Source organism: Dorea sp. AGR2135, from assembly GCF_000420885.1.
Classification (GTDB): Bacteria; Bacillota; Clostridia; order Lachnospirales; family Lachnospiraceae; genus Dorea; species Dorea formicigenerans.
The window spans coordinates 100,971-113,592 of record NZ_ATVU01000001.1; the positions used below are offsets into that span (position 1 = coordinate 100,971).

15 protein-coding genes are annotated in these 12,622 nt (G+C 42.9%); all 15 read left to right on the forward strand.

Annotated elements, in window-relative coordinates; all coding sequences use genetic code 11:
* Positions 1–106: 106 nt before the first annotated feature.
* The 15 genes from G593_RS0100485 (at position 107) to G593_RS0100555 (ending at position 12,616) form a co-directional block, all read left to right on the forward strand.
* Positions 107–2,194, forward strand: a complete 2,088-nt coding sequence (locus G593_RS0100485; protein WP_029730394.1) for a polyribonucleotide nucleotidyltransferase — start codon at positions 107–109, stop codon at positions 2,192–2,194.
* Between the two features lie 281 nt (positions 2,195–2,475).
* Complete coding sequence (gene spoIIIAA, locus G593_RS0100490) at positions 2,476–3,426, forward strand: stage III sporulation protein AA (protein WP_029730395.1); 951 nt, start codon at positions 2,476–2,478, stop codon at positions 3,424–3,426.
* Positions 3,420–3,938 (forward strand): stage III sporulation protein AB, encoded by a 519-nt coding sequence (locus tag G593_RS0100495; protein WP_022279350.1) that lies wholly within the window; start codon positions 3,420–3,422, stop codon positions 3,936–3,938. The genes spoIIIAA and G593_RS0100495 overlap by 7 nt, the downstream gene beginning before the upstream one ends.
* 62 nt (positions 3,939–4,000) lie before the next feature.
* Positions 4,001–4,195, forward strand: coding sequence for a stage III sporulation protein AC (gene spoIIIAC, locus G593_RS0100500; RefSeq protein ID WP_005336645.1), 195 nt, complete (start codon positions 4,001–4,003; stop codon positions 4,193–4,195).
* 38 nt (positions 4,196–4,233) lie between these two features.
* Entirely contained in the window at positions 4,234–4,620 is a 387-nt protein-coding gene (locus G593_RS0100505) for a SpoIIIAC/SpoIIIAD family protein (RefSeq protein ID WP_005336643.1), read from the forward strand.
* Positions 4,621–4,730: 110 nt separating this feature from the next.
* Complete coding sequence (locus G593_RS0100510) at positions 4,731–5,864, forward strand: stage III sporulation protein AE (protein WP_044993871.1); 1,134 nt, start codon at positions 4,731–4,733, stop codon at positions 5,862–5,864.
* Positions 5,865–5,925: 61 nt separating this feature from the next.
* Positions 5,926–6,309, forward strand: coding sequence for a stage III sporulation protein AF (locus G593_RS0100515; protein ID WP_005336640.1), 384 nt, complete (start codon positions 5,926–5,928; stop codon positions 6,307–6,309).
* Complete coding sequence (locus G593_RS0100520; RefSeq protein ID WP_029730397.1) at positions 6,257–6,901, forward strand: hypothetical protein; 645 nt, start codon at positions 6,257–6,259, stop codon at positions 6,899–6,901. Before G593_RS0100515 ends, G593_RS0100520 begins: the two co-directional genes overlap by 53 nt.
* Positions 6,902–7,528, forward strand: a complete 627-nt coding sequence (locus G593_RS0100525) for a SpoIIIAH-like family protein (protein ID WP_005330233.1) — start codon at positions 6,902–6,904, stop codon at positions 7,526–7,528.
* A gap of 212 nt (positions 7,529–7,740) precedes the next feature.
* Positions 7,741–9,345 carry a peptide chain release factor 3 gene (locus G593_RS0100530; RefSeq protein ID WP_029730398.1) on the forward strand — a complete coding sequence of 535 codons (1,605 nt, stop codon included), beginning with the start codon at positions 7,741–7,743 and terminating at the stop codon, positions 9,343–9,345.
* A 96-nt stretch (positions 9,346–9,441) separates the two neighbouring features.
* On the forward strand, positions 9,442–9,825 hold the full coding sequence (locus G593_RS0100535) for an Asp23/Gls24 family envelope stress response protein (RefSeq protein ID WP_005330237.1): 384 nt from the start codon (positions 9,442–9,444) through the stop codon (positions 9,823–9,825).
* Positions 9,826–10,224 carry a transcription antitermination factor NusB gene (gene nusB / locus G593_RS0100540; RefSeq protein WP_005336629.1) on the forward strand — a complete coding sequence of 133 codons (399 nt, stop codon included), beginning with the start codon at positions 9,826–9,828 and terminating at the stop codon, positions 10,222–10,224. It abuts the gene before it with no gap.
* Positions 10,225–10,310: 86 nt separating this feature from the next.
* Positions 10,311–11,522 (forward strand): exodeoxyribonuclease VII large subunit, encoded by a 1,212-nt coding sequence (xseA, locus tag G593_RS0100545; protein WP_005336628.1) that lies wholly within the window; start codon positions 10,311–10,313, stop codon positions 11,520–11,522.
* A complete protein-coding gene (gene xseB / locus G593_RS0100550; protein WP_005330243.1) occupies positions 11,515–11,730 on the forward strand; it encodes an exodeoxyribonuclease VII small subunit in 216 nt (71 codons plus the stop codon). The genes xseA and xseB overlap by 8 nt, the downstream gene beginning before the upstream one ends.
* Positions 11,714–12,616: a polyprenyl synthetase family protein gene (locus G593_RS0100555; RefSeq protein ID WP_029730399.1), complete on the forward strand. Its 903-nt coding sequence runs from the start codon at positions 11,714–11,716 to the stop codon at positions 12,614–12,616. The genes xseB and G593_RS0100555 overlap by 17 nt, the downstream gene beginning before the upstream one ends.
* Positions 12,617–12,622: the final 6 nt, after the last annotated feature.

Genomic DNA, 12,622 nt, shown 5'->3' on the forward strand with positions numbered 1-12,622 from the left:
GCCGATGAATAATACATGAGATACCAAAAGTGAGAGAATACGAGAGCGTGGGATTTTCATATGGTATCCCGTGAGTTCAAGAGTAATAGAGAAAAAGGAGAACACTATGTACAAAAAGTTTGAGATGGAACTGGCTGGAAGAACTCTTCGCGTAGATGTAGACAGAGTTGCAAAACAGGCAAATGGTGCTGTTCTGATGCATTACGGTGATACGACTGTTCTGTGTACGGCAACTGCATCTGAAAAGCCGAGAGAAGGAATTGATTTCTTCCCATTAAGTGTAGAGTACAATGAGAGAATGTACGCTGTAGGAAAGATTCCGGGAGGATTTAATAAACGAGAGGGAAAGGCATCTGAGAATGCAGTTCTGACAGATCGTGTTATTGACCGTCCGATGCGTCCGCTGTTCCCGAAAGATTATCGTAACGATGTAACACTGGAGAATCTGGTATTATCTGTAGATCAGGACTGCTCACCGGAGCTTACAGCTATGCTTGGTGCTGCAATTGCAACAACTATTTCAGATATTCCATTTGATGGTCCGATCTCTACAACACAGGTTGGACTTGTTGATGGCGAGTTTGTAATCAACCCGACTGCAGAGCAGAAGGCTGTATCAGATCTTGCCCTGACTGTTGCATCTACAAGAGAGAAAGTTATCATGATCGAGGCCGGTGCCAATGAAGTGCCGGAGCAGCAGATGATCGATGCAATCTTCAAGGCTCACGAAGTGAACCAGGAAGTGATCAAATTCATTGATACAATCGTAGCTGAGTGTGGAAAGCCAAAGCACTCATATGAGAGCTTTGCTGTACCGGAAGAGTTATTTGCAGCTATGAAAGAAGTGGTAACTCCAGAAGAGATGGAAGAAGCTGTATTTACGGATGACAAGCAGACTAGAGAAGAAAATATTCGTGTTGTCACAGAAAAGTTAGAAGAAGCATTTGCAGACAAGGAAGAGTGGCTTGCAATTCTTCCGGATGCTGTATATCAGTACCAGAAGAAGACTGTTCGTAAGATGATCTTAAAAGACCACAAGCGTCCAGATGGAAGACAGATCGATCAGATCAGACCACTGGCAGCAGAGGTAGACCTGATTCCTAGAGTTCATGGTTCTGCAATGTTTACCCGTGGACAGACACAAATCTGTAATATCTGTACACTGGCTCCGTTATCTGAGGCACAGAGATTAGACGGACTTGACGAGGCAGAGACAACAAAGAGATATATGCACCACTATAATTTCCCATCATACTCTGTAGGCGAGACAAGACCTTCCAGAGGACCGGGACGCCGTGAGATCGGACATGGAGCGCTGGCTGAGCGTGCACTTGTACCAGTACTTCCAAGTGAGGCAGATTTCCCATATGCGATCCGTACAGTATCTGAGACATTTGAGTCCAATGGATCCACATCACAGGCAAGTGTATGTGCATCTTCTATGGCTCTGATGGCAGCAGGTGTACCAATCAAATCTGCAGTAGCAGGAATCTCCTGTGGACTTGTAACAGGTGATACTGATGATGATTACCTTGTACTGACAGATATCCAGGGACTGGAAGACTTCTTCGGGGATATGGACTTCAAGGTAGCCGGAACACATGAAGGTATCACAGCTATCCAGATGGATATCAAGATTCACGGATTGACAAGAGCCATCATTGAAGAGGCAATTGCAAAGACAAGAAAAGCAAGACTTTACATCATGGATGAGGTTATGTCCAAAGCAATCAATGAGCCAAGAGCTGAGGTCGGAGAATACGCACCTAAGATTATCCAGATGCAGATCGATCCTCAGAAGATCGGTGATGTTGTCGGTCAGAGAGGAAAGACAATCAATGCAATCATTGAGCAGACAGGTGTGAAGATTGATATTACAGACGATGGTGCAGTATCTATCTGCGGAACAGACGCAACAGGAATGGAGCAGGCAAGAAAGCTCATTTATACAATCGTTACTGACTTTGAGGCCGGACAGGTTCTGGAAGGAAAAGTCATCAGCATCAAAGAGTTTGGAGCATTCGTTGAGTTTGCACCAGGTAAAGAAGGAATGGTACACATTTCTAAAATTTCAAAAGAAAGAGTGAATCATGTAGAAGATGTCCTGACACTTGGCGATACAGTGAAAGTTGTATGCCTTGGAAAAGATAAGATGGGAAGATTCTCATTCAGCATGAAAGACGTAGCAGAATAAAAAAATTGTAAATTGGGGACGTAGTAAAGTGTTAAAATGCTACGTCCCCATCATGGATTAAGATGCAATATTTCCATTTACAGATGCAAGTACAGAATGGTTTTATTCTTATTAAGATGATACTTCATGTCGGGCAACAGTTAAGGGTACTCTGGAGGACAGGGTATCCTTTCTTTGTTGCCAAGCATACGACAAAAAGGTCCGGTGGACCTTTTTTAGTGAAAAAAACAAGTCATAAATCCTGTCCATTTACATATATTGAGAGTAAGAGGTGAGAAATCATGAAAGAAGAAGTTATTTTAACCATTTTGCCGCATCAGCTCAGGGAGGTTCTTAAGAGAGAGAATATTGATTTCCAGAGTATTCAGGAAATCAGGCTTCGGGTCGGAAAACCTTTGATTTTGCTGTACAGAGGAAATGAAGTGATTCCTGAGGCGGACGGCAGGCCGTATTACATCACAAAAGATGAAATACGGGAAATGTTAGATTACATCAGTGGATATTCACTGTACTCTTATGAACGTGAGATGAGTCAGGGATATATTACAATTGAAGGAGGGCATAGAGTGGGACTGTCAGGACAGGCTATAATGGAAAACGGAAGGGTGAAAAATTTAAAATACATTTCATCGATCAATGTGAGAATGTCACATGAAATACTTGGATGTGCAGATGGACTATTGCCTTATATTACTTTCCACAGGCGATTATATCATACACTTCTTGTCTCGCCTCCAGGTTGTGGAAAGACGACACTACTTCGGGATCTGATACGACAAATTTCAGAAGGCAATGAGTTTATTAAGGGAATGTCTGTCGGTGTTGTCGATGAACGTTCAGAGATTGCCGGCTGTTACAGAGGTGTGGCACAGAATCATCTGGGAATCCGTACAGATGTACTGGATGGGTGTCCAAAGGCTGAGGGAATGATCATGCTGATTCGTTCGATGCGTCCCGAAGTTATTGCAGTTGATGAAATTGGAGGGAGTGAAGATGTACATGCTATTGAATATGCAATGCATTGCGGCTGCCGTATGCTTGCAACAGCTCACGCTGATTCTATGGAGGAACTACAAAAGAAACCAGTATTTGATCGGCTGATACGGGAAAAAAGATTTGAACGTTATGTATTACTTGGAAATGAGCCACAGATAGGAACGATTCAGGAAATTTATGATGAGAGAGGTTCGCTTCTGTATCAGGATCAGGAGGAAAAAACTGCTATATGTTAAAGTTTCTTGGAAGTCTTTTTATAGTAAGTTCTATGACCGGGATTGGAATCTGGAAAGCAGAAGAAGTGAAACACTCCTATCAGGCGTTAGGAAAAATATATCATTTGATTGGAATGATGAAAAATGAATTAAGTTATGCGGGCTCGGAATTTGGAGAAATGTTCGAATGTCTTTCGAAAAAAGTAGATGCACCATATCGAAATTGGCTGCTTGGAATGAAAATACAGATGGAAAGAAGAGATGGAAAGACATTTTCTGAAATATGGGAGGATAATGTCAATGGTTTTTTGAAGGAAAGCGGACTTGGTATGGAAGCTTTAAACCATTTAAAAATGCTGGGCAGAAATCTTGGAGGAGCCGATCGGCAGATGCAGATCTGGTCCATGGAACGTTATTTGAAACAAATAGAATTACAGATGGACGAGATGAGAAAAGATATTCAAATGCGAATGAAAGTGCGAATCTGTCTAGGAGCAAGTGCAGGCATATTGATTACCATATTCTTGATATAACAAAGGAATATTTAGTTGTAAATGAAAAACCATGAGCTGCGAATGTGAATCAGGAGGTAACTATGAGTGTCAATTTAATCTTCAAAATTGCAGCAGTTGGAATTCTTGTGTCTGTTATAAGTCAGGTGCTCAAACACAGTGGGAGAGAGGAACAGGCATTTCTGACAAGCCTTGCAGGCCTGATTCTTGTATTATTTTGGATTGTACCTTACATATATGAACTTTTTGAATCAATCCAAAGATTGTTTACACTGTAAAAGAGCAGTGAGCGCGAAAAGGAAAGGCGGCATCTTACATGAGTATTTTGAAAGTAGGGGTTCTCGCAGTTGCCGGAGTTCTTCTGGCAGTTCAGTTTAAAAATGGGAAAACAGAATATAGCACTTATATAAGTGTTGTATTGGGAATTTTAATTTTTGGCGGAATTTTGGGATATCTGGAAATATTGATCCATGCATTTGATAAGTTGGAAGAGGATTTGGATTTAGATTATGCATATGTCGCAATTTTATTGAAAATGCTTGGAATTACTTATGTGTCGGAACTTGTGTCTGCAATCTGTAAAGATGCAGGATATCAGTCAGTTGCACTTCAGATTGAAATATTTGCAAGGCTTGGGATCATGGTTTTGTGTATTCCGATTCTTATGACACTTCTGGAGGTTGTACGAGGGTTTCTGGGGTAGAGCGTATGTTGATAAGAAAAATATCGGACGTGGAAAAATTCACGAAAAATTCCCGGAGATTTATGTGTCGGAGATTTATGGGATTAGGGATGCTTTTTTTGTGCTTCTGTATGGAGTTACTTATTGGGAGAAATGTTTATGCATCACAGCTGCAATCAGGTATAAACGATGAAACTGCACTGACTTCAAGTGTTGTCTGTCAGTTTGCAGATCAGTACGACTACGGCGAAATTGATGAGACATTAAAAGAACTTTTCCCCAAGGAAAGGCTGGATTTTAAAGAAATACTTATAGGAGTTCTGTCCGGTGATATTACATTTTCAGCTCAATTATTGAAGCAGCTTGTTAAAGAACAGTTTTCCTATGCATTTGCGAGCAGCAGGCAGAACCTGATACATATTCTCATGCTGGCGATTATGACGGCAGTATTTACGAATTTTGCCCGGGCATTTGGAAATGGTCAGGCAGCAGACACGGGCTTTTACGTGATGTATCTTATGATTGTGGCACTTTGTCTGAATTCCTGCCAGATCATCATGGACTGGGTGGAGGCAGGAATCAGCAATCTGATACAGTTCATGACAGTATTTGGTCCTATTTATTTTCCAGCGGTGGCAGTCGCAAAAGGGAGTGTGACTGCAATTTCTTTTTACAGCCTGACGCTTTTTCTTGTATATCTGGTAGAGATGTTTCTGAAGTATGTGGTGCTCCCGGCAATTCATATTTATATTTTAGTAAGTATGCTGAATTATTTGACGAAGGAATCGTATCTGAGCAAACTGGCAGAGTTGATAAAGACTGTACTTGTGTGGATTATGAAGACAATTCTGGCGGGTGTAGTGGGGCTGAATCTGGTGCAGAGCCTTTTAAGTCCTGCTATGGATACAGTCAAGAGAAGTGCGTTGACGAGGGGCACTGAGGCAATACCTGGGATCGGAGATGCGATTGGCGGTGTGACAGAGGTGATTTTTGCTTCGGCAGTGCTTGTGAAAAATGGAATAGGTGTAGTGGGAGCGATTATCTGTTTTGCTCTTTGCCTGATGCCGATTGTACAGATAGGGGCAATCGCACTTCTTTATAAACTGGCGGCAGCTCTGATGCAGCCGGTATCAGATGTCCGGATTATTGGATGTATGGAAACTGTAGGAGAAGGTATGAGGCTTTTGATCCGGGCAGTGTTTACAGTAGGAATGTTGTTCCTTATTACAATTATACTGGTGGCGGCATCTACTGGGACAACATAAAAGCTTTACAGCAAAATGAAACTGTGAAAAGACATAAGACAGAAACAGGAAGGAGAAACAAGTGGTTCAGGAATGTTATGACTGGGTGTGGAAACTGGCTGGATATCTGATTTTTATGACGGCAGTATTACAGCTTGTCCCAGGAGAGAAAGACCGCAAGTACATTCATTTTTTTACAGGACTGGTGCTGATCATTCTGATAGCATCGCCTGTGATAAAATTCTTTACTTCAGATGATCTATTTGTTCAGTTTCAGGATCAGTATGATGCAATGGAGACACAGGTAGAGGAGATGTTAAAGAATACCTCCGGATTGGAATCTGTGATGAAATCTCAGGATAATAGAAACGCAGAAGATGAGCTAAGTGAAAACGTGGAAGGGGGAGAGCCCGGTGAAATCCAGGTGGAGGAGATCCGAATCGGACACGGCAGTGAAAATCCGTAAGGTGTTTGAACATTTAAAGCATGGAAAGGTAAAAAAAGACCAGCTTCTTATCGTGTTTTTTGTGGGAATTCTTTTACTCGTGATTTCAATTCCTGCCGGAACTAAGAAAGACAGCAATACTGGAACTAAGAAAACACTGGCCAATTCGTCAAAAAGCAGTGTCGGAACGACAAAGCAGAGTGAGTATACAGCTTATATGGAAGAACGACTGGAACGGATTCTCTCCCAGATTGACGGGGCGGGACAGGTGCAGGTGATGATTACCTGGAAGTCTGATGGTGAAAAGGTGGTTGAAAAGGACAGAAAGTCCAATGAGGAAAATGTGTCCGAGCAGGACAGTCAGGGAGGCAGCAGGACAACGAGCAGCCATGACACGCAGGAGACGACAGTCTATAATAGTGGAAGCAGTACTTCCGGTGTACAGGAGCCTTATGTCAGCAAGGAGCTTTCCCCTCAAGCACAAGGTGTGATTGTGATTGCGCCGGGCGGAGACGATGCAGTAGTCGTAAAAAATATTACGGAAGCTGTGCAGGCATTATTTGAGATAGACACGCATAAGATTAGAATAATGAAAGGCGGGAGGGTGAAGTAAGTGAAACGAATCTTAAAAAAGAATCAATTGATCATTGCGGCTCTTGCAGTGATGATCGCAGCAGCAGGATATCTGAATTATTCCGGAAGATTATTACCGGGATCTCAGAATACGAAGGAGGCAGGCAGTGACCTTGCGAATAAAGAACTTCTGGATATTTCTGATGAAGACGTTGCCAGTGCTTCCGGGGATATCAAAAGCCAGGACGGCGATGAAGGCGAAGTAGATGGCAATCCAGGTGAAGCGGTCTTAACTTCAGGGGATGCTCAGGCAGTGGCTGCACAGGCGAAGGTCACAAGAGAACAGGTGCGTGCCAAGAACAAGGAGACGCTTCAGAGCATCATTGACAGTGACTCTTTAAGTGATGCCCAGAAGCAGGACGCTGTGGCGCAGATGGTAGCCATGACAGAGATTGCAGAAAAAGAAACGGCAGCAGAGACAATGCTGGCGTCAAAAGGCTTTCTTGATTCTGTAGTCAGTATTTCAGAGGACTCTGCAGACGTTGTTGTCAATGCATCAGAACTGACGGAAGCAAACCGGGCTCAGATTGAAGACATTGTAACAAGGAAAACAGGCGTGGCAGCGCAGAATATTGTAATCACTCCAGTATATGCAGAAGGGAAATAATCGATTTATGCAGACTTGTTACTTTGCGATAAGGCGGCTATCTACAGCCGCCAAATTTTCGTTGAGGAAAATGTCTCCTTATGCTATAATGTATGTCGCTGATTGAAATATGAGATAAGTCCACATTTGTTCATAACTTTAATAAATGTAAAAAATATGATGCAGATATGAAGTGTGAAGATGGGACAGTTTAGATAGGAGAATTCAAATATATGTCAAAGATAAAGGACGATGTTAAGAAACAGATTGAGAAAAGACGAACATTTGCGATCATTTCCCATCCGGATGCCGGTAAGACGACTCTGACTGAGAAGTTTCTGCTATATGGAGGGGCAATCAATCAGGCGGGAAGTGTAAAGGGAAAAGCAACATCAAAACATGCAGTTTCTGACTGGATGGAAATTGAGAAAGAAAGAGGTATTTCAGTTACTTCTTCTGTATTGCAGTTCAATTATGGAGGATATTGTATCAACATTCTGGACACACCGGGACATCAGGACTTCTCAGAGGATACATACCGTACTCTGATGGCAGCAGATTCTGCGGTCATGGTCATTGATGCATCCAAGGGTGTTGAGGCGCAGACAAGAAAGCTGTTCAAAGTATGTACGATGCGCCATATTCCGATTTTTACATTTATCAATAAGATGGACCGTGAGGCGATGGATACATTTGAACTATTAGATGATATTGAAAATGAACTGGGAATCGCGACCTGTCCGGTCAACTGGCCAATCGGCTCCGGTAAGGAGTTCCGTGGTGTCTATGACCGTGCTACAAAGAGTGTGGAATTATTCTCAGATACAAGAAAGGGTACAACACAGGGAGAAGTGCAGATTGTGCCGATCGACGATCCCTCCCTGAATGGACTCATCAGTGAAGAGCAGAAAGCAAAGCTGGAGGAAGAGATTGAACTTCAGGATGGAGCCGGAGCAGAACTGGATCAGGAGATGGTAAGTAAAGGAGAACTTTCACCGGTATTCTTCGGATCTGCTCTGACGAACTTTGGAGTAGAGACATTCTTGAAGCATTTCCTTAAGATGACTACATCACCGCTTCCAAGAAAGTCTGATAAAGGTGAGATCGACCCGATGGAAGAAGGCGATTTTTCTGCATTTGTATTTAAGATTCAGGCAAATATGAATAAAGCACACCGTGACCGTATCGCATTTATGCGTATCTGTTCCGGAGAATTCGAGGCAGGTATGGATGTATTCCATATGCAGGGAGGCAAGAAAGTACGACTTTCCCAGCCACAGCAGATGATGGCCAGTGAGCGCCACATGGTGGATAAAGCTTACGGTGGAGATATTATCGGTGTCTTTGATCCGGGGATTTTCTCAATCGGAGATACATTGACAACCTCCTCTGACAAGTTCAGCTATGAAGGAATCCCGACTTTTGCACCGGAACATTTTGCAAGAGTGCGTCAGGTCGATACGATGAAACGTAAACAGTTCATCAAAGGAATTAATCAGATTGCGCAGGAAGGTGCGATCCAGATATTCCAGGAGTTTAATACAGGTATGGAAGAGATTGTTGTAGGAGTTGTAGGAGTTTTGCAGTTTGATGTTTTAAAATATCGTCTGGAGAATGAATATAACGTAGATATCAGACTGGAGAATCTGCCATATGAGTATATCCGCTGGATTGATAATCCGCAGGACTTCGATCTTGCAAAACTTTCAGGTACTTCTGATATGAAGAAAGTAAAGGATTTAAAAGACCGTCCGCTTCTTCTTTTTGTCAATGAGTGGAGTATCCGCATGACCCAGGAGCGTAACGATGGACTGGTTCTGACTGAATTTGCCCGATAAGGTTTGTAAATATTTACCGTGAGCCTTTGCAAATGTATGCGAATGTGGTAAAATGCTTAAAAAGGACGTATAGAAAAACCGAAAGGATTGGTAGATATGAGTAAAGAAGAAAAGAAAACTTATACAATAAAGTCAGATGAGAATCTGGGCGAAGTAAAGATTGCCGATGAAGTTGTAGCAATTATCGCAGGACTTGCAGCTATGGAAGTAGAAGGTGTTTCTTCTATGGCAGGGAATGCGACAAGAGAGCTGATCGCAAAGCTTGGAATGAAATCTTTATCCAAAGGTGTAAAAGTAGATGTCCTGGACGGCATCGTGACTGTGACACTGGCTCTTAATATGAGCTATGGATACAGTATTAAAGATATTACAGCAAAAGTGCAGGAGAAGGTAAAAGCTGCAATTGAAAATATGACAGGACTTGAGGTTGCGGACGTGAATATCCGTGTAGCCGGAGTTGATGTGCCGGAGGAAGCATAAGTGAAGAGAACAGAGATGAGGGAACACATTTTCAGAATGGTGTTCAGTTATGAATTTAACAGTGATCAGGAGATGCCGCAGCAGATGCAGCTTTATTTTGAACAGCTTGACCAGGAACCAAAAGAGGAAGACATGGCATATATCAGAGACAAGGCTCTGAACATCATCTTGAAATCTGAAGAGATTGATGAGATGCTCAATGAACATGTGACAGGCTGGAAGACAAGCCGCATGAACAAGGTGGATCTAAGTATCTTAAGACTTGCGGTCTATGAGATGAAATATGACGAGGACGTACCGGTAGGAGTTGCAATCAACGAAGCGGTAGAGCTCGCAAAAAAATACAGTGGTGATGAAGGCCCGGCATTTATCAATGGTGTGCTGGCCCGGCTGTCATAAATAACAGACTGATATACGCCTGACGGGGGATTGAGTAGAATATTACATGTTGCCCCGCGGGCGAATCTTGAATATAGAGGTGTGTAATGACACGGAATGTATATACGGTAGGCCAGGTGAATGCTTACATCAAGAACATGTTTACACAGGATTACATGTTGAACCGTATCTATGTGAAGGGCGAGGTATCTAATTGTAAATACCATACTTCAGGACATATATATTTTTCACTGAAAGATGAGTCTGGAACGATTGCCTGCGTAATGTTTGCCGGGCAGCGCGGCGGGCTCTCTTTTCGTATGTGTGAGGGACAGCAAATCGTAGTGTTCGGACAGGTCAATGTCTATGAAAGAGGAGGTTCTTATCAGTTATATGCAAGGGAGATCCGTTTGGACGGAGAAGGTGTTCTTTATGAGCGTTTTCAGGCTCTTAAGCGTGAGTTGGAAGAGATGGGAATGTTTGCTTCGGAATATAAGATGCCGATTCCTGCATATGCACGAAGAATCGGTATTGTGACAGCACCGACCGGAGCTGCGATCCGGGATATTATGAACATTTCCAGACGAAGGAATCCTTTTGTACAACTTATTTTGTACCCGGCACTTGTGCAGGGAGAAGGCGCGAAAGAGAGCATTGTAAAAGGTATACGTATGTTGGATCAGGATGACATAGATGTGATCATTGTCGGACGAGGCGGCGGATCCATTGAAGATTTGTGGGCGTTCAACGAAGAAGAAGTTGCAAGAGCAATTTTTTACTGCCGGACACCGGTGATTTCTGCGGTAGGGCATGAGACGGATACGACTATTGCAGATTATGTGGCAGACCTTCGAGCACCGACTCCTTCTGCAGCAGCAGAACTGGCAGTGTATGATTACTGGAAGACACAGGAACAGGTAGATGTAAGAAGAAGTCAGTTACAGGGCTATCTGCGAAGAAAAATGGAGGTATCTAGACTTCGAATCGAGAAGTATGAGACGAAGTTAAAGTATCTGCACCCTGAGCATAAGCTTCAAGAAGACAGGCAGAGACTGGCGGATACAGAAGAAAAGCTGCATATGCTGCTGCATCGCAAAGTAGAGCAGTACAGACACCGGTTTGCAGTTTATATGGAACAGATGAAAGGATTATCTCCACTTCAGAAACTGAATCAGGGATATGCATATATTGAAGATGTGGACAAAAAAGCAGTCCGAAGTATCGAACAGGTCAGATGTGGTGATCATCTGTCGGCATATGTGACAGATGGATCCATTCAGATGACAGTAGAGAGTGTAAAGGAGGAGCGCCATGGCTAAGGAAGAAAAAACACTGGATGAGATGTTTCAGGAACTGGATAAACTGATCCAGGCTATGGAGGAGCCGGAAGTATCTCTGGAAGATTCTTTTCAGATGTATCATCAAGGCATTGATATGTTAAAGGCATGCAATGACAAGATGGATAAAATCGAAAAGCAGATGCTTGTATTGGATAGTGAAGGAGAGACACATGAGTTTGAATCTTGATTTTAAAGTACAAAAAGAGCAGAAAGTCAGGGAGATTGAAGATTCTCTGCAGAATTACCTGCCAAAGCAAAAGGGATACCAGAAAATTATTATGGAAGCTATGGAATATAGTCTTCTGGCCGGAGGAAAGAGACTTCGTCCGATGTTGATGAAGGAGACTTATACTTTGTTCGGCGGTCACTCAAAAGTAATTGAGCCATTTATGGCAGCGATTGAGATGGTTCATACATATTCTCTTGTACATGATGACCTTCCGGCAATGGATAATGATGAATATCGAAGAGGGCGTAAGACGACGCATGTTGTATACGGAGAAGCCATGGCGATTCTGGCGGGAGACGCTTTGTTGAATTATGCATTTGAGACAGCAGTCAAAGCATTTGTTCTGGAACCGGAAGATAGTCTGACAATCGGAAATGCAATCCGCGTACTTGGTGAGAAAGCCGGAATTTACGGAATGCTTGGAGGTCAGGTCATCGATGTAAAAGAGACCGGGCATGCTGTTTCAAAAGACGTGTTAGATACGATCTACGAATTGAAGACCGGAGCACTTATCGAAGCTGCTATGATGATTGGAGCAATTCTTGGTGGAGCAAGCAAGGAAGAGGTAAAGACGGTAGAGCGTATTGCAAGTCTTGTTGGACTGGCATTCCAGGTGCAAGATGATATTCTCGATGTGACAAGCACCCAGGAAGAACTTGGCAAACCGATACATAGTGATGAAAAGAATGAGAAGACTACTTATGTAACATTACTTGGCATTGACGATGCAAAGAAAGTGGTCGAAGAAAAATCCGAAGAGGCGATCAGCCTGCTTCGGACACTTCCGAATGAGAATCCATATCTGGAAGAATTGCTTATGGAGCTGATTCACAGGAAAAAATAGAGGGGG

What these genes read in the sequence shown, in the direction of transcription:
- G593_RS0100535 (WP_005330237.1), top strand. Translation starts at nt 9,442, where the DNA reads ATGAGTAAAGAAGAAAAGAAAACTTATACAATAAAGTCAGATGAGAAT.
- G593_RS0100485 (WP_029730394.1), top strand. Translation starts at nt 107, where the DNA reads ATGTACAAAAAGTTTGAGATGGAACTGGCTGGAAGAACTCTTCGCGTA.
- G593_RS0100555 (WP_029730399.1), top strand. Translation starts at nt 11,714, where the DNA reads ATGAGTTTGAATCTTGATTTTAAAGTACAAAAAGAGCAGAAAGTCAGG.
- xseA (WP_005336628.1), top strand. Translation starts at nt 10,311, where the DNA reads ATGACACGGAATGTATATACGGTAGGCCAGGTGAATGCTTACATCAAG.
- G593_RS0100505 (WP_005336643.1), top strand. Translation starts at nt 4,234, where the DNA reads ATGAGTATTTTGAAAGTAGGGGTTCTCGCAGTTGCCGGAGTTCTTCTG.
- G593_RS0100530 (WP_029730398.1), top strand. Translation starts at nt 7,741, where the DNA reads ATGTCAAAGATAAAGGACGATGTTAAGAAACAGATTGAGAAAAGACGA.
- xseB (WP_005330243.1), top strand. Translation starts at nt 11,515, where the DNA reads ATGGCTAAGGAAGAAAAAACACTGGATGAGATGTTTCAGGAACTGGAT.
- G593_RS0100510 (WP_044993871.1), top strand. Translation starts at nt 4,731, where the DNA reads ATGGAGTTACTTATTGGGAGAAATGTTTATGCATCACAGCTGCAATCA.
- G593_RS0100495 (WP_022279350.1), top strand. Translation starts at nt 3,420, where the DNA reads ATGTTAAAGTTTCTTGGAAGTCTTTTTATAGTAAGTTCTATGACCGGG.
- spoIIIAA (WP_029730395.1), top strand. Translation starts at nt 2,476, where the DNA reads ATGAAAGAAGAAGTTATTTTAACCATTTTGCCGCATCAGCTCAGGGAG.
- spoIIIAC (WP_005336645.1), top strand. Translation starts at nt 4,001, where the DNA reads ATGAGTGTCAATTTAATCTTCAAAATTGCAGCAGTTGGAATTCTTGTG.